We start from the raw sequence: 16995 nt of genomic DNA, 5'->3' as shown, positions 1-16995 counted from the left end.
ACGCCATTTAAAACTTACTTTGAAAACAGCGACTTTATCTGCTTTTCGTAGATCTTTACGACCTTGTGGCGCATGACCTCCATCTTTGCGTTTATTTCCTTACCTTGCTCAAAGCTTTCCGGCAAAAGCACAAATTTATATATGTATTCACAAGGTCTGAAACCTTCTTCCGCACAAATACGTTTGTCAAGCTCTCCTCTTATAAGCGATTGAATTTCGTTTGATTCAAGCAGAGCTTCATATGTTTCAAACACAATACGGTTTTCTTCGGCGTACGCAATAACGGCGTCTTTTGAAGGGACGACCAGCGCTGCAATGTATTTTTGATCCTGTCCTTCAAGCACGACCGTTTCAATATAACTGGAAGTGCACGCGGCTTGTTCGATCGGCAAAGGCTCAATGTTTTCTCCGCCCAATAATACTATCGTATCCTTAGCCCGCCCTATTATTTTTATTTCATTGTCATAGGTCATCATTCCTATGTCGCCGGTGTTAAGCCATCCGTCTTTGTCGATTGTCTTTTCCGTAAGCTCAGGATTTTTGTAATAGCCTTTCATTATTTGTCTGCCTTTCGCAAGCACAAGTCCTGTTTTACCCGGCGGTAGAGGTTCTTGAGAAAATATTTTGCCGTCTTCCATGGCGACAACCTTTACCTGAGCGGAAGCATATACCTGTCCTACGCAGCCGGAACGGGGTTTGTACGGTCTCCTTACCGAAAGGATGGGACCCGCTTCGGTAATTCCGTAGCCTTCGAGCAATTTAAAATTTATCGCGTGATAAAAAGCGTCGGTGTCCGGCTGAAGGCTTCCGCCGCCGGATATCGCGTAGTGCATGTTTCCGCCGAATTTCGCTCTGATCTTTTTAAAAATTATAAGATCGAATAATGCGTTAATGGGCGCTAAAAGCAAAAACGGAACTATGCAGACAACAGTATCGACCAATCGCATAGTTTTTCGGTAGCGGCATATAAGGCCGAACACGCGGTCCTTCGCCCAATTGTAAACCTTACCTACTGAAATTGCAGTGTCAAAAAGAGCGAGCGTTATTCCGCCTTTCTTTTTCATAGCGCTGAAAAATCCCTGTGCTACGGATTCCCACAAACGGGGGACGCCGCACATCGTGTTAGGATGCAGCGCTTCCATATCGGCAAGCATTACGGACGCAGCCGGGCGGGAATAAATCATTCCGTTTTTTAAAGCTATGATAAGATAATTGACGGCTCTTTCAAACGAATGCCATACCGGCAGGATGGAAAGCCAAATATCGCCCTGCTTTAAAAAAGGCAAGGCTTCGTGTATAACTTCGCACTGGGCTATATAGCTGTCATGCGACAGCATGACGCCTTTGGGATTTCCCGTAGTGCCGGACGTAAAGATGATCGTCGCAATTTCATCGGGGGATGTTTTATCCATCTCTTCTTCGATATTTTTTCGTTCGTCTTCAGTGCTTTTACGGCCTTCGTCTTCAAGATCGATGAATTTGTGAACCCGGATTCCCTTTTTTTCCGCCAAGGCTTTTATTTCGGCGTCGGCGGAATCGAATAAAACTGCGTCCTTTAACAAGGGAACTTCTTCGACCTTTTCAAGAACTTTTTGAAGCTGGCGGGAGTTTTCGAAAAAACAAACGGAGCATTCCACAAAATTTAAAATAAATCGGATTTCGGATCCCATGGAGTCGCATCCGCGAGGAACGTCGGCGGCGCCCAAAGAGAGAAGAGCCAGATCGGTAACAAGCCATTCGCGGCGATTGTCCGAAATAAGTCCTACCCTGTCGCCCCTCTTTATGCCGAATTTCTTAAGCACGGCCGCCAATTCAACTACGCGGGTATAAACGCGGCGGTACGTATACGTATCATATTTTTTGTCTTCGTTTTTCACATACTGAAGAATCACATCCGGACTCTCCTGCATCCGCGAGCGCAGCATGAGGGGAACGTTTTTACCCAAAGTTTTGTCGTTTTCCGAAATCAGAGCCATTTTAACTACCTTAATTTTATTCGTAAAGTTTTTTCATTTGACGGGCATAAATTTTTACGATCTTATGCCGCATTTTTTCCATCTTAGAATTTATTTCTTCGCCGACGGTAAAGCTTTTTTCCAAAAGTGTAAACTTAAAAATACGTTCGCAGGCTCTAAAGCCTTTTTCAGCATTTACCCTGGAATCTATTTCGTTACGGATAAGACTTATTATCTCGTTCGATTGTAAAAGACCTTCGTAACTTTCATATACTACACGATTTTCTTCGGCATAGGCAAGGACGGAATCCTTTACGGGAACAATGAGCGCCGCAATGTATTTTTGATCTTGCCCCACAACCACTGCGGTTTCTATGTATTTGCTTGAGCACACGGAGCTTTCGATCACCTGCGGCTCGACATTTTCGCCTCCCAGCAAAACTATCGTGTCTTTGGCGCGGCCGGTGATCTTTATTTCATTGTCTTGAGTGAGCATGCCCAGATCTCCGGTGTTGAGCCAGCCGTCTTTGTCTATTATGGCTTCAGTCAAGTCCGGGCGTTTGTAATACCCTTTCATAACTTGGCGGCCGCGCGCAAGTATGAGGCCCCACTTTCCGGGAGGAAGCGGCTCGCTTCCGGCGATACGGCCGTCTTTTTCGGCCACTACCTTTATTTCAGCGCAGGGCATAACTTCGCCGACGCAGCCCGAACGCGGTTTTTTAGAATTGCGGAGAGAAAGAACGGGGGCCGTTTCCGTAAGACCGTAGCCTTCAAGCAATTTAAAACCTATAGCGTGGTAAAAAGCGTCCGTTTCCGCTTGAAGGCTTCCGCCGCCTGAAATTGCGCCCGACATTTTTCCGCCGAGCTGGGCGCGGATCTTTCTAAACACCAAAAGATCGCATACGGCGTTTGGAATTATCATAAGTAAAAAAGGAATAAAGGCGTAAATCGTGTCAAAGATGCGGATCGTCTTACGGTAGCGGCATATGAGGCCGAACACGCGATCCTTAGCCCACCAATATGTCTTTCCTATAGATACGGCTACGTTAAAAAACGCATAAGAAAGTCTGCCTTTTTTACGTATTTCGGAAAAAAAACGCTTGGCGATCGCATCCCAAAGACGCGGAACGGAGCACATCCACTGAGGATGCATGGCCGCCATGTCCGACAAAATTCTTGCCGCCACAGGCTTTGAATATACGCAGCCGTTTTTCAGAACCGGAATGAAGTACTGAAAGGCGCGTTCAAAAACATGCCACACGGGAAGAACCGAAAGCCAAAGATCGCCTTCTTTTGAATCCGGCAGGACGTACTTTATCACCTGGCATTGAACAAGAAAATTGTCGTGCGTGAGCATAACGCCTTTCGGGATTCCGGTAGTTCCCGACGTAAAAATTATCGTAGCTATGTCGTCGGACTTTACGTTGTCGATTATGTCATTTATCTCTTTTCTGTCCTCTTCGCTTGTGGAACGGCGCGCGATCTCTTCAAGATTTATATAGTTATGAATTATAATACCGACCGCTGCGGCGCGCGTGACAAGGGCGGGATCCGCGGAATCGAATAAGATCGCATGCTTGAGACAAGGAACTTCGTCAGGTTTTTCAAGAATCTTTTCGAACTGTTTGGCGTTTTCAAAAAATGAAAATTTACATTCGGTAAAATTTAATATAAAACGTATTTCCTGTCCCGTGGAATCGCAGCCTCTCGGCACGTCGATCGCCCCGAGCGACAAAAGCGCATAATCGGTTGTCATCCATTCTCGGCGGTTGTCGGCGATAAGGCCTACACGATCGCCGTGTTTTATGCCCATTTTTTTTAACTGGCAGGCCATGTCAAGCGCCCTGCGATAGACACGTTCATATGTATAACAGTCGAATTTGTCTACTTCGTTTTTGACGGCTTGAAGAGTAACATTGGGACACTGAGCGACGCGCTTTCTGAGCATATCGGGTATGCTTTTTCCCAAAGTCATGTCATATTTACTTTTATCAAATAATAATTGGGATATCTGTCTAAAACTAACCATGTTCGTGACATTATCACACTTTTTGTCTTTATGCAAGAAAAAAAGCAGTTCAGCTTGCGCCGGTATCCGCGCAGACATTTGACGCAGAACCTAACGCATTGCCGCCCGCGCAGGACATTCACGCGGGACGCTGCATAACATCGCGGGACGCTTGCTCGCTGCAATCGCCGGTCGCGGACAAAAGCTAAGTACCCCGCCGGCCGCCGCCAATCATGCCAAACTTTGCTTGCAGACTTTTGCGCCGGTATCCGCGCAGCTCGTTTGCTTGCCGTAAAAAAAACTTTAGGCTATACTGCCGCACATGACGTATCTGGCAAAGCTCGGCGAACTGACTCTGAAAAAATCGAATTTAAAGGAATTCGAGCGCCGCCTTGTAAATAACGCACGCCTCTATCTTGAAACGGTAAACGCAAAAGTTTCACTCATCGCGGGACGGCTTTATATTGAAACCGACGAATACGGCGAAAAAGCCGTAGAGTTCACGCTCAGCCGCCTTATAGGGATTACCGGCTGGGCAAAGGCAAGCGTATGTGAAAAAGACATGGAATCAATAAAGAAAGCCGTCCTTGAACAAGCCGTATCAGCAAAACAAAACGGAGCCGAAACATTTAAACTTGAAACAAGGCGCGCCGATAAAAATTTTCCCTTAACTTCATATGAAGTAAATTGCCGGGCCGCCGCCGACATTGACGGAAAACTTCTTAAAGTAAACGTTCATAAACCCGACGTCGTCATAAACATTGAAATACGTGAGAGATGCTTCGTTTATGCGGATCAAAAAAGGGGCTGCCGCGGACTTCCCGTGGGTTCAAGCGGCCACGGACTTCTTTTGCTCTCAGGCGGCTTGGATTCTCCCGTAGCCGGATACCGCATGATCCGCCGCGGAATGTTCGTAGATTCCGCTTACTTCCATTCTTATCCCTATACGTCCGAAGAGGCTCAGAACAAGGTAGAGGTTCTTGCGGAAAAAATTGCACAATACGGCATTGTAAACCACCTTCATATAATCCCTTTTACCGAAGTTCAGATGAAAATAAAAGAAAAAGCGCCCAAAGAATGGACGACGCTGATGCTTCGCGTCTGTATGATGAAGGCGGTAAATATAATATCCGGCCTTATAAAAGCTCAGTGCGTTATAACCGGCGAAAGCCTGGGGCAGGTGGCAAGCCAGACTATAGAAAACATGAGCGTGACGGAAGACGCCTGTTCCATTCAGCTTTTACGACCGCTAGTCGGAATGGACAAAGAAGAAATAATCGAGGACGCAAATTTTATAGGAACTTATGAAACCTCGATTCTACCATACGAAGACTGCTGCGTGCTTTTTTCTCCGCGCCACCCTGTGTTACGAGGAAGCGTCGAAGACGCAAAAAAAATTTACGATTCGCTTGAAGTAGACGACTTAATTAAAAAAGCCGTAGAAAACCGCGTAATAAAAAAATATCACGTAAGGAATATAGTCGAAAAGAATTTCTAAAAGGCGCTCGTTTCGTCGGCCCACTCATTTTCGTAAACAATTCCGGCGGCTTTTAAAACGTCCGTGTCGATCTTTACATCATCAAAGCGCCGGGACGTCTTTCGCGCAAGGCTTTCGTCCGTAAGTACTTCGTTTATCTTATCGAAAATTTTATCCGGGTCGCTTATGAACCACCCGAGTTTGTTTTTTACCACGTAACGCACGTTTTCAAGCTCCTGATTGTGTATGTAGCGGCATATTATCACAGGTTTTTTGCATTGCAGAACTTCCATCAATGTGGCAGGGCCGGCCTTTATAACCGCACAGCTGCAAATTTTCACAAGTTCGTCCATAAAATCCACAAAACCGAAAACGTGAAGACTGAGCGAAGGGTTTTTTTTCGAAATAGCTTCAAGCTTTTTTTTGCCCGCAGCGTCGCGTCCGCAAACCACGGCAATCGCAAAGTTCGCGGAATGCAAAATACAGCGATTTATTATCTTTAATATGCCTGCAAGCCCTTCGCCTCCGCCGGCAAACAGGACAATTTTTTTACCGGGAGTAAATCCGTGCTTTATGAAAAGTTCAGTCAATTCCGCTTCCGAAAGTTTTTTTTTAAATTTAGGATCCGACAAAAACGGTATAAGCTTTATGTGAGAAGGTTTTACGCCGCACTCCGTTACGGCTTCTTCCTTCATCCGTTCGGAATAGACTAAAAAACGGCTTTCCCGTTCGTAAAACCATGCGTGCGTTCCGTTAAAAGGATCGGTAACGACCTCAGAAACGTTTACTTTCCACGGAATATATTTTAAAACTTTGACAAGCGGAGGCGTAAGCGCAAAGTGAAAAGAAATAACGTCTGTAATACGGTTTTTAAGTATAAACCGGCGTAGCCTTTTGGGGACGCGCACGGAAAGCCCCGCCACATACAAAGATTGTACAAAACGATGCTGCGCGGTATCGTAGATTAAAGGATAAAGACCGGGGATATAGTTACAGGCCAAAGCGTATATTTTTTCAAAGATAAGTTTGCCCAGATTGCGCCCTTCGCCGAAGCCGTGCAGCAAATGCACTTCCGTGCCGGGGTATTCGTTTTCAAGCGCATTTTTTAGGGTTTTTGCGGCGCTTATGTGTCCGCTTCCGGTATTTAAATACAAAAAAACAAATTTTCTTTGCACAGCTTTCTTTTTAATAAACTAATTTTACTGAAAAAGACAGATAATTGTTAATGGAATCGTAAAGCTGATTTTCCCACGCTGCTTTAGCAGTCCTGTAGTTTCCGCCCCCCGAACTTCCGCTGTAAATGGCGTTCTGCACGCCGTTATTTATTATGTATTCCCACGTCCAGCCGAAGTTAAACGTAAAAACTCCCGATTTCATGCGCGAAAGCGTATAAGACATGTCAAGACCCGCCTGTATCACGGTCATCACGTGTCCCTGGTTTAAAAGATTAAGGTGGTCCCACGCGGTGTCCACATGTACGTCGTCGCCGATCAGTTTCTGCTGAGAAAAGGCGGAAGAATTTGTGGAATAGACGTCCCCTCTTTCAGTATCGATCCTGATATAGTCGTTTTTGTCAGGAAAACCCGGCGCATCATAAGCCGCTTGGGTTATAGGCGTTCCGTCGCTCTTTTTCACATAAAAAACACCGTCTCTGTGGGAATAATAGTTAGCCAAATAAATTTTTTCCGCTTCTTCCGAGTCTAAAGATTCATAGGCGTTCGCATGACGCATAAAATTCGAGCGCACGGTAACGTTAAAATTCTTTGCAGGCCTAAACTTAGCCGAAAAACCGATTCTGTCTGAATTAGGCGGTAAAGATATGCCGATCGCAATTCCGCGGTTCATATAATTAAAATAATTATAGCTCGTATCGGTAAAACTTTTTCCGTCCTCGTCGTAACTCCAATGAGCGTATGTGTACGGCGCAACGATCGTATAGTTCAAATTCATAAGTTCGAGCGCAGTGTCTGTCGGAGAGTATTGAATACCGCTTTCTATTCCGACCCTTATCTTTGTGTCGAACTTCAATTTCATAATATCGTTAAGGGGAAGGTCGTCCGCAAAAAAATTGGAAGACCATTTCAGTCCCCGAACGGGAGAATATTCTATGAGAAGTCCCATCTGACTGTTGTCGTTCGAATCGCCTATGCCTTGGATCGCCATAAACGGAGCGGGAACCATGTAAGCGATGTCAAAGCGTTTGCCGAACACGGTAGATTCATAATACGAAATTGAAAGCGTTTTTAACGGATTTACCCTTATGGAATGAAGAGCAAAAAATTTGTTTACTTGAGAAGACGCCATAAGATCTTCCCCGTTATTTAAAGAAGCGCCGACGGATTGAATTATATGGGAATAAGACCATGCACCGCCGTCGTAGTAAAACGCGAATGACGGAGCGTGAAAAGCGTTGTCGCTTAAGGCAAGGTCGTCGTTTAAAAACGGCCCGAAACCGCTCCTGTTTATTCCCGCCTGAACATAAACTCTTTCAGTCCCTACGGCGACATTCGAGTTCATGTCTATGTTCAATCTGAACGGCCCTATTTCAGTGGAATCCGCGACGGTGTCGTTTTCCGAACGGGAAAAAACGGGCATTACGTCGACGTCGTCTTCGTTTACGGAATAAATGCCTAAGTCGTATCCTACGGAAACGATCGGGGAAATCATAAGGTCGCCGATGACGCGCGGGCCGCCGTTATACTGGCGGGTTACGGTCTTTCCCGAATAATTGTCATATTCGATCTCGTTTCGTACTCCGCCGGCAATTACGATGTGCCACGGGCGCCCCGTCACCCGCTCGTAGTATTCTTTTGCGATTTCACAATCTCTGCCGCTTCCCTTTTCAATTACCTGCGACAGTATGTTTTTTATGACATTAAGAGGATACGGGCGCAGTTGCGGAAGTTTTTCTACATATCCTTTAAGTTCCCAACTCTGCGCATGAGTATAAAACTCGTCCTGCGGATCTACGCTTAAGTGAGCAAAGGCGACTAACGCCGTAAACATAAAAAAAAGAGAAGCGAATACTTTTTTATTCATCTGTATGTAAACTCCGGTTTTATCTTATAATCGACCATTTTACGGCGAAGGCTATTTCAACGCCTTTGTCGGTTTTGCCTGTCTTATTACCGTTGTTGAAAATTATAACATAAGACGGTACAAGAGTAAAAGAAAGATTGTCGCAAACATCCCAAGTTCCGCGCAAACTCAGGCGGTTTGTATATTGGGGAGTTCCAGTAGGGGCGACAGCATACTTATTGCGGCCGTTGCCGTCGGTAGGATACGCCCATTTATCCTTGTCGGCCATGTCAAAATAGACGTCGGTTCCGCCCCATTTAAAGCCGTCGTTATGAAAAACCCTCGTTCCGGAATTTTCTCCCTGACACAGATAAAGGTATGTCAAGTTGACCGACCATCGGTTTATTCTTTTTCCGCCGGAATCCGAAGCTTCAAGCGAATCTGCCGACCTCATATCGGCGTTCCGTCTGAGACCAGTATTTTCATACCCTAACGTTAGGCTGCATGCGATAGCGTCCGGTCCGAACGGAGAACCCACCCACTCGTAAAACGGGTTTTTATCGCCTATGTTTTCCTCGTAAGTCCGGCACAGCGACCAGTCCGGGCTCTGTTTTATGTACAGATACGGATTGGCGTAATATCCTTCTACGCCGAAATGAAAGCGCCCGACGCCCGACGGAATAAAAGATTCAAAGCCCAGCTGGCCTCCCATCGAATTGGGCGTGTTATCGTCGGGATAGTTGGAAGTTTCATATGCGGTCTGGAACTGGTTCATTGCAAAAAGTCCGTAAAGGCGGACATTTTTTACCGGCGTGTACTGAACTGAAATCCCCAGGAATTCACAGTTATGGGAATCTTCACTGTCCGCGCTTGACGCCGTATAATCGCGCCAAGGGGCGGCTCCGTGAAAAACCGTAAGAGGATTAAAATAGCGCAATTCCATTTCGGCGTTTGTCAATGTAGATTCCATAACCGAAACGGTAAGTTTTTTAAAAAATCTGAATTCCAAACGATGGGAATACATGTATTTGTCGACGTTAAGCTGCGTGACAAGCATCGTGTACTTAAAATTCGGGGAATAAAACGAAAGCTGAGCGTAAGAAGCCTGCGTCATAAAGTCGGAATATATTATGCTGCCCGTCTGCGTGCGGCCGATCGAAGTTCCGCCCATCCCAAGCTGAAAACTCAATCCTGAAAAATCCGTAAATTTAAATCCGGTAGAACCGTACGCCGTGTGCGGAAAATTTATGTCAAAATAATCGGCGGATAAGGGCGCGTTAAAATAATTGTCCGGATGTTCCATAGCGCATTGATTTTGCCCCAGATAAAGATCCATAAACATTGTCGCGTAATCGCTTACCGAAAGTATGACGGGAACGTCTATAAAAGGCTTTCTTTTGTAACGATCGTATACCCAATCTATGTCGTCGTTCGATTTGTAATACGATTGAGGATTTATCGAAGGGTCTATTCCGAGCGATAAAACGTCCGAATCGAACGAAAGATATTTTTTTGAAAAATACTCTCGGATCATAGCGTACTGATTTCGTCCGGAGGGACTTAAAGAATCAGGATCGATTTCATGCAGATACGATTTTATTTCAGCGATCGTAAGAGGCGTATTGTCCGTAAACTGAACTATGCCGCTTTCAAGCGCAACGGCGGTAAGGGCGTCGTAAACCCACGAATTCGGCGCGACAAGCTCGTTTTCTCCGCGGCGGAGCTCTGACCGGCGGGAAACAGAGCGGCTCTGCGGCGGCAGTTCGGCGGGGATCATACATTCCGCCATCTCTTCGGCCGCAAAATGAAAGGTAAAAAAACAGAGCGGGAGCGTACAGAAAAAAAGTTTATTTTTAAACGACGGTTTTATTTTCAGTAAAATTTCAAGCTTACTTATCACGCCTTGTATAGCGCACCGAATTCCGCTTATGCCGCAATCATTACCGCACATGTTTTTATCTTTCCTCTTTTTTTAAGTTTATGGCCTTTTCATAGCACAGAACCAAATCCTTTACGAGAGCGCCCATAGACCACTTTTTAGCCCATTCCAGCGCTTCCGCCGATTTTTTTCTGCGCAAATAGGGATTTTCGATAAGATCGCATACCCGCGCGGCAAATTCTTCCGCGTCGTTTTTGACCATAAATCCGCCGTTGTCTCCCTGCATCACGTCGAGCGTTCCCATTTCGCCTATGGCCACTACGGGTAAACCGTTCATCATGGCTTCTACGGTAACAAGCCCCTGAGTGTCGGTAAGGCTCGGAAACACGAAAACCGAAGCGTGTTTGTAATAATAAAGCAGATCCGTGCGCGCCGCATAACCTGTAAAGATCACGTCGTCCCCGAAACCCCGTTCCGTCGCGAGCTGTTTTAATTCTTCAAGGTAAGGACCGTCTCCCACAAACATTAAAGCCGTCTTGTCTTCCTTTTGCTTTACAAGTTCAAACACGTTCAGTAAAAATGCAAGATTTTTTTCTTTTACCACCCTTCCCACATATAAAAGGACTTTTTTATCCGCAATCGAAGGATAAGTGGAAAAAATCTGCGAATGTATTTTAATATCTCTTTCAAAACTGTATTTAAATATCCAGTCGGGAATTCCCGTGGGCAAAAGCTCAACTTCTCTGTCTACGCCGTATTCTTTTACTACATCGGCGATCCGCTGGGTAGGCGCGATTATGACGGTAGCCCGCTTAAGGTAGAATTTGACTATTTCCCTTCCGATTTTTCTCGTGGAAGCTTCGGGCAAAAAAGAAACATAGTTGTAAAGATAATCTTCCCACAAAGTGTGAAAAGTGAAAACATAAGGGATGCGCCTGTGAAGGGCGTATATCTCTCCGAAATATCCCACGACCCATTCGGAATTTATGTGGATTATATCCGGGCGGAATTTATCCATGGCCTTTTTTAAAAATATCCATTTGTCGAATCTTGCGACGCGGTCTTCTTTTGACCAGATCAAACTTGTAGAAGGAATTCGAACTATCTTAAACGGAGTTTTTAAATCCTCCGCCTTTTCGTCAAACAGCGCGCTTTTTTGCTGCTCTTCCGAATATTCAAGACATACCACGCATACGTTGTGCCCCAGATTGGTCAATTCAAGCGCATAAGAATGAACGGAAATCGCGACACCATTGATTCTCGGAAGATAAGCGTCGGTAAACATCGCAATATTCATATTTTCTAAATACTACAGCATTGTTGCACGAACGGCAAGCAATATGCTATCCTTAAAACCACAGATGAAGTCCTCCGACAAAAATATTATTTACACGCTTATAAAAACAGCCTCCGACCATATTTACGGATTCGGATCTCCCGACTTTCCGGCCGAACCTCCGGTTTTTTATGACGATATTGAAGATTTCGCTTCGGGTGAAAAAAACGGACAATCAGGACAATTTGCGGGTGAAAACGCCGCGGGAAAAAATACTGCGGCCGAAAAAAACACATCGGCGGGACAATTCATCGCAGGTGAAAAAGATACTGCGGCCGAAAAAAATGCTCCGCCAGGGCAGTTTGCCGCAGGATCTGTAGAATCCGTTTCAAAAAAAATTTCCGAATGTTTGCGTTGCGCTTTAAGCTCTACCAGAAAAAATACGGTTCCGGGAGAAGGAGTCTTACATCCAGTTGTGCTTGTAGTAGGCGAAGGCCCCGGCGCAGACGAAGACGCCACGGGCAGACCCTTCGTAGGACCTGCGGGAAAGCTTTTGGACAAAATGCTTTTATCGATCGCGCTCGACCGCAAAAAAAACTGTTTTATTGCGAACATCGTAAAATGCAGACCGCCTAATAACCGCGATCCTAAGCCTGAAGAAGCGGAAGCATGCAGGGCGTTTTTGGAAGCGCAGATCACAACTCTCAAACCCGCGATGATCCTAGCCGTCGGGCGCATAGCTTCTCAAAATTTGCTTAGAACGGAAACCGGCATAGGCCGCCTCAGAAACACGTTTCACGATCTCAACGGTATTCCCGTATTATGCACATACCACCCCAGCGCCCTCTTAAGAAACGAAGATCTCAAGCGCCCTGCGTGGGAAGACCTAAAAATGTTCAGAGACAAGCTTCAATCTCTCGTTCCCGGCTATGAAAATTATACGGACGCGTTTTTCTCACCGTCCGTACAGTAAAGAGGCAATGTAAATGCTTTACCTTGATATTGCCGTAAATGTGCCTATAAATCAGACATTCACATACTCGTTTCAAGAAGGCGCCGACGATTCTTCGGCAAAGAGAGAGTCTTCCGACTCGGCTTCCGCAGCCAGTTCGCCTTCTGTTGCGGCGGCTCTTTCTGCAGCAAATATGCCTTCCGCAAAAAAAAAATCCGCCAAAGGAATCCCTGAAGTCGGAAAAAGAGCCGAAATTCGATTCGGCAGCAGAAAGACCACGGGGTTCATCGTCGCCGTCCACGAAAAACTTCCGCAAAATTGTCCGGTCGAAGAAGATAAGATAAAACCCGTCATAAGAATACTTGACGATCAGGCGCTTTTCGGCGAAGAACTTTTGTCGCTCGCTCTTTGGATGTCAAAATATTATCTTTGCTCGCTGGGAGAAGCCATAGCCGCAATGCTCCCTACCGGAAAACGGGAAAGCGATGCAGGAGGCTTTTCATACGCCGAAGAAATTCCCGACACAAGCCCGAGGCGGCTGTCCGAAGAGCAAAGCGCTGCCGTAGAAGGTATTTTTACGGAAAAAAAGGACAAAACATACGGAGTTCCGGACAAATTTCACTATTTATACGGAAAGACCGGCTCGGGGAAAACGGAAGTTTTTCTTCAAGCGGCCGAAAAAATTCTAAATCAAAAAAAGGGCGTAATATATTTGGTTCCGGAAATAGGCTTGACGCATCAAGTGATAGAAGCCGTATCTCAGCGTTTCGGCGGCACGGTTGCGGTTTTGCATTCAGGGCTTACTCCGAGTCAAAAACTCAGCGAATGGCGCCGCATACTGAATAAGCAAGCGCGAATCGTCATAGGAGCCAGAAGCGCGGTCTTTGCGCCTGTTCCGGATCTCGGGATCATAATAATCGATGAAGAACACGACGCTTCTTATAAATCGGGAACGACGCCGCGCTATCACGCGCGACAGGCGGCAATGTTCCGATCGACAAGATTATCTATCCCTTTGGTTATGGGAAGCGCAACGCCGTCCGTGGAAGCGTGGCACCTTATGCAGACCGGCGCCATAAGGCGGCACGTTCTTACTAAGCGGCTCGCCGGAGGCGACATGCCGGACATCCGCTGCGTGGATTTAAGCAAACAAAAGATAAGCGGCTGCATTTCAAATGAACTCGCAGAAGAAATACGTTCCACAATAGAAAACAAGCGTCAAGTAATACTCTTTCTTAACAGACGCGGCTTTACACATTTTTTCCGCTGCCAAAGCTGCGGCTATGAAATGATATGCAAAAACTGTTCGGTTCCTCTCACTTATCACAAAAATGAAAACCGTCTCATGTGCCATTACTGCGGGTGGTCTACGGAAGTTCCCGGGGAATGCCCCAGATGTTCTTCGTTTGACGTAGGTTATTCGGGCTTCGGAACCGAATTTATCGAAGCCGAAGTGAGGGCAAAATTTCCGGCTGCGCGTATTGTCCGCGTAGACACCGACAGCCTTACAAAAAAGGGAGAATTACAGGAAAAACTTACGGCTTTTAAAAACGGCGATTTCGACATTATGCTCGGCACTCAGATGGTCGCAAAGGGACTAAATTTTTTGAACCTTCAGCTTGTGGGCATTGTTTTAGCCGATACGGGACTTCACCTGCCGGATTTCCGCGCGTCGGAAAGAGTTTTTTCATTGATAACGCAGGTAGCCGGACGCGCAGGCCGTTTTTCGCCCGACGGCAAGGTGATTGTGCAAACCTATAATCCCGACCGCGCTCCGATATATCACGCGGTAAACGGGAATATCGAAAAATTCTACCTTGAAGAGCTGGAAATCCGCAAAGCCTTGGGCTTTCCTCCTTATTCAAGATTGATAAGACTTGTGTTCAGATCGCCTTCAAAAACAAGCGCGGAAAACGCTTCCGAAGAGGCGTTTTCCATACTTGAAAATTCGATCGCAGATCTTTCCGGAAGACACGGCGATCAGGCGCAAATACTCGGCCCGTCGGAGTGTCCCATTGAAAAGATCGCGATGAACTACCGGTATCAGATATTGCTTAAAGGTAAAAACATATCCTCCCTTCAAAAACTCGCTTCTCATCTGTTAAACGATTTTAAACGTCCTCAGGAAGTCTACATCGAAGCGGACGTAGATCCCGTAAACCTTCTTTAGACTATTAGACTGAGAGGGGCTTATGAGTTAGCCGCTATATAAGCGCGCCGCCTAACACAGAGTCACACATGGCGCCGAACGCCGTCAAATTTTATCTGCCAAAGGAAGAGTCCCCGCGAAGGCGCGGTTACGCCGGCCATGCTTCTGTCTCCGGATTCAAGAACTTTTTTTAAAAACAAAGCGTCTTTTCCGTCACGTTCAAATTCGATCAAAGTACCGACTATCGAACGAACCATCTTCCACAAAAAAGCGTTAGCTTCGATTTCAAACATAAGAAAATTTCCGGAAGGAAAAGCCGAAGAATAAGAAAACGCCGCCCTTTCCACATAACGCTTCGTAGAAACGCTTTTATCGCCGGATGCGGCAAAGGCGGCGTAATCGGTTTCTCCCAAAAGACAGGCGGCCATTTCATTTAAAGCTGAAATATCGGGCTTTCTGTGAATGAACCACACATAAGGCATTTGATTTGCAAGAGGAATTTCTTCTTCCGCAATATAATAGCGATAAACCCGGCTTGTCGCGCTAAAGCGGGCGTCAAAATTCTCATGAACTTCACGCGCGCCGATGATCCTTACGTCATGCGGGAGCATCGCATTTAATGCGGGAATATAATTGTTTACCGGAATTGAATCGATGGGTGAAAAAAAATTTGCAGCCTGTGCGGCGGCGTGCACCCCGCTGTCCGTACGTCCCGAACCGTGAAGTATGATACGGCGGCTTGTGTGAAGTTTTTCAAGCGCGGCTTCAATTTCAGATTGAACGGTGCGGACGGGCTTCAGATTTGCCGAGTGATCCTGCCGCTGCCATCCGCAAAAGTTCGTCCCGTCGTAAGAGATCGTAAGAAGGATGTTTCTCAAATCTTATAAATCTCCGACCGAAATATTCGTACTGTCTTCAAGTTCCTTTGTCATATTGTCGTAAAGCGTACGCGAATTTTCAAGCAGCGGCCCGGGTTTGTTTTTTGACGATTTTCCCAGTCCGAAAATTCTCGCTATGGCAATCTTGTATTCGTTGAGTTTTTTTAAGCGTAATTCGTGATCTTCTTTTTGACCGTATTTGTATTCAAGCTGGCCGCACAGATAAATAACGCCGTCCCAGCCGTAATTTTTGTCTATGTCCGGACCGAAATTCGAAATCGAAGAACTCTGTTCAACCCGCGCAGACTCGTTTATAACGGCCTGCTGGTAAAAGAAGACCGCCTTTCTCACGAACACTTCAGCCATAACTTCAAAATTATGCCCCGGAACGGCAAGCTCGAGATCCCTGCAAAGCCACGAAAGCCTAAGAGAAATTATCGCCTGTTTTATCGTAGGAACATAGGCCACATTCATCTTTTCATAAGTTAGAAGAGCAAGATAATACATGGCGGCGCCGTCGTACAAACTGCGCTCGTGTTCCAAATTAAAATACGGGAACACCTTATTTACCTGTTCCACGCGTGTTTCTTCGTCGTCGTAAATGCGGTTTATAGTCTCTTTGTCAGTGAGCTTTGTAAAATCGTCCCAAAACATCGCAGTATGGCAGTGCGGGCACGCACCCACGGCATAAATAAGCGGATACACTTTGCCAAATCGAGCGGACGGTTCAAAAATACGGTGCAGCTCATCGGTAAGTGCTCCTGCGATCATTCTGCCGTTGCCGGTAAACATTTCTTCATGAGCAAATTCTCTAGTACAGACGGGACACAGGCATTTTTGTTTTGTCCAATAAGATATGACGGCTTTTTTTTGAACCTTAGGCTTGCTTTTGGACCGAATCATCATTCCTCCGTTTTTCAATCACAACAAATGCGACGGCATAATCCGCTTCGTGACTCAGCGTTACAAAAATCTCGGCGTTTTTGCATCTTTTTTTTAACAAATCCAAGGCCTTGCCCCGCACACAAAGAAAAGGTTTGCCTTCTTCATTTTTTTTAATAAATACGTCTTTGAGAGCGAACCCCGTTATACCTGTTCCCAAAGCCTTTGAAAAAGCTTCCTTTGCCGCAAAGCGCACCGCATAATACCGGCATAAATAATTTTCACTGCGCAGATCGCCATCTTTACTCGCGCAGCCCTCCCCGCTTCTATGTGATTTTTCACCGCCGGAAGAATTCCCGTCTGAAGAAAAATTTTTTACACCGTGAAATTCTTTATCCCCGCTATGCATTTCTTCATCGCAAAAAAACCTTGAAATCAAGTGAGGATCTTTGAGCCAGTTTTTCATGCGGTCGATTTTAACTATGTCAACGCCTATCCCGTAAATCATAACACAATTTTCA

12 protein-coding genes are annotated in these 16995 nt (G+C 45.9%); 3 read left to right on the top strand and 9 right to left on the bottom strand.

Annotated features, from left to right (window positions below):
- Positions 1 to 14 precede the first annotated feature (14 nt).
- Both HRI96_RS05460 and HRI96_RS05455 read right to left on the bottom strand, forming a co-directional pair.
- Entirely contained in the window at positions 15 to 1976 is a 1962-nt protein-coding gene (locus HRI96_RS05460; protein ID WP_210118491.1) for an AMP-dependent synthetase/ligase, read from the bottom strand.
- A 16-nt stretch (positions 1977 to 1992) separates the two neighbouring features.
- Positions 1993 to 3984 (bottom strand): AMP-dependent synthetase/ligase, encoded by a 1992-nt coding sequence (locus tag HRI96_RS05455; protein ID WP_210118490.1) that lies wholly within the window; start codon positions 3982 to 3984, stop codon positions 1993 to 1995.
- 292 nt (positions 3985 to 4276) lie between these two features.
- Between HRI96_RS05455 and thiI the strand changes: the two genes are divergently transcribed.
- Positions 4277 to 5461 (top strand): tRNA uracil 4-sulfurtransferase ThiI, encoded by a 1185-nt coding sequence (thiI, locus tag HRI96_RS05450; RefSeq protein ID WP_210118630.1) that lies wholly within the window; start codon positions 4277 to 4279, stop codon positions 5459 to 5461.
- Here thiI and HRI96_RS05445 read toward each other — a convergent pair.
- Genes HRI96_RS05445 through HRI96_RS05430 form a run of 4 tightly spaced genes read right to left on the bottom strand, consistent with a single transcriptional unit; the run spans position 5458 to position 11634 of the window.
- Positions 5458 to 6615: an MGDG synthase family glycosyltransferase gene (locus tag HRI96_RS05445; RefSeq protein WP_210118489.1), complete on the bottom strand. Its 1158-nt coding sequence runs from the start codon at positions 6613 to 6615 to the stop codon at positions 5458 to 5460. The genes thiI and HRI96_RS05445 overlap by 4 nt on opposite strands.
- A gap of 10 nt (positions 6616 to 6625) precedes the next feature.
- Positions 6626 to 8479 (bottom strand): hypothetical protein, encoded by a 1854-nt coding sequence (locus HRI96_RS05440; RefSeq protein ID WP_210118488.1) that lies wholly within the window; start codon positions 8477 to 8479, stop codon positions 6626 to 6628.
- A 19-nt stretch (positions 8480 to 8498) separates the two neighbouring features.
- On the bottom strand, positions 8499 to 10409 hold the full coding sequence (locus tag HRI96_RS05435) for a hypothetical protein (protein ID WP_210118487.1): 1911 nt from the start codon (positions 10407 to 10409) through the stop codon (positions 8499 to 8501).
- Positions 10410 to 10413: 4 nt separating this feature from the next.
- The gene (locus HRI96_RS05430; protein ID WP_210118486.1) at positions 10414 to 11634 is read right to left on the bottom strand and encodes a glycosyltransferase; all 1221 of its coding nucleotides are present in this window, start codon (positions 11632 to 11634) and stop codon (positions 10414 to 10416) included.
- Between the two features lie 64 nt (positions 11635 to 11698).
- Here HRI96_RS05430 and HRI96_RS05425 point away from each other — a divergent pair, with 64 nt between their 5' ends.
- Together HRI96_RS05425 and priA are read left to right on the top strand one after the other, a co-directional pair.
- Positions 11699 to 12586 (top strand): uracil-DNA glycosylase, encoded by an 888-nt coding sequence (locus HRI96_RS05425; RefSeq protein ID WP_210118485.1) that lies wholly within the window; start codon positions 11699 to 11701, stop codon positions 12584 to 12586.
- A 13-nt stretch (positions 12587 to 12599) separates the two neighbouring features.
- The gene (gene priA / locus HRI96_RS05420) at positions 12600 to 14735 is read left to right on the top strand and encodes a replication restart helicase PriA (protein WP_210118484.1); all 2136 of its coding nucleotides are present in this window, start codon (positions 12600 to 12602) and stop codon (positions 14733 to 14735) included.
- A gap of 62 nt (positions 14736 to 14797) precedes the next feature.
- On the opposite strand, the gene truA is transcribed toward priA, so the two are convergent.
- The 3 genes from truA to acpS are packed head-to-tail and all read right to left on the bottom strand — an operon-like array spanning position 14798 to position 16982.
- Positions 14798 to 15592 (bottom strand): tRNA pseudouridine(38-40) synthase TruA, encoded by a 795-nt coding sequence (gene truA / locus HRI96_RS05415; protein WP_210118483.1) that lies wholly within the window; start codon positions 15590 to 15592, stop codon positions 14798 to 14800.
- Positions 15593 to 15595: 3 nt separating this feature from the next.
- The gene (locus HRI96_RS05410; protein ID WP_338064297.1) at positions 15596 to 16498 is read right to left on the bottom strand and encodes a DUF2225 domain-containing protein; all 903 of its coding nucleotides are present in this window, start codon (positions 16496 to 16498) and stop codon (positions 15596 to 15598) included.
- Positions 16470 to 16982 carry a holo-ACP synthase gene (acpS, locus tag HRI96_RS05405; RefSeq protein ID WP_210118482.1) on the bottom strand — a complete coding sequence of 171 codons (513 nt, stop codon included), beginning with the start codon at positions 16980 to 16982 and terminating at the stop codon, positions 16470 to 16472. The genes HRI96_RS05410 and acpS overlap by 29 nt, the downstream gene beginning before the upstream one ends.
- Between the last annotated feature and the right edge of the window lie 13 nt (positions 16983 to 16995).

This window comes from Treponema parvum (assembly GCF_017893945.1).
In the GTDB taxonomy this organism is placed as follows: domain Bacteria; phylum Spirochaetota; class Spirochaetia; order Treponematales; family Treponemataceae; genus Treponema_D; species Treponema_D parvum_A.
The sequence above is the reverse complement of the archived record's forward strand: the minus strand, read 5'-3'. Positions and strand labels throughout refer to the sequence as shown.

Bases quoted from the DNA above. Each gene is read 5' to 3' on its own strand.
- HRI96_RS05435 (WP_210118487.1), bottom strand. From the start codon at position 10,409: ATGTGCGGTAATGATTGCGGCATAAGCGGAATTCGGTGCGCTATACAA.
- HRI96_RS05430 (WP_210118486.1), bottom strand. From the start codon at position 11,634: ATGAATATTGCGATGTTTACCGACGCTTATCTTCCGAGAATCAATGGT.
- HRI96_RS05410 (WP_338064297.1), bottom strand. From the start codon at position 16,498: ATGATGATTCGGTCCAAAAGCAAGCCTAAGGTTCAAAAAAAAGCCGTC.
- acpS (WP_210118482.1), bottom strand. From the start codon at position 16,982: ATGATTTACGGGATAGGCGTTGACATAGTTAAAATCGACCGCATGAAA.
- HRI96_RS05460 (WP_210118491.1), bottom strand. From the start codon at position 1,976: ATGGCTCTGATTTCGGAAAACGACAAAACTTTGGGTAAAAACGTTCCC.
- priA (WP_210118484.1), top strand. From the start codon at position 12,600: ATGCTTTACCTTGATATTGCCGTAAATGTGCCTATAAATCAGACATTC.
- HRI96_RS05440 (WP_210118488.1), bottom strand. From the start codon at position 8,479: ATGAATAAAAAAGTATTCGCTTCTCTTTTTTTTATGTTTACGGCGTTA.
- HRI96_RS05455 (WP_210118490.1), bottom strand. From the start codon at position 3,984: ATGGTTAGTTTTAGACAGATATCCCAATTATTATTTGATAAAAGTAAA.
- HRI96_RS05425 (WP_210118485.1), top strand. From the start codon at position 11,699: ATGAAGTCCTCCGACAAAAATATTATTTACACGCTTATAAAAACAGCC.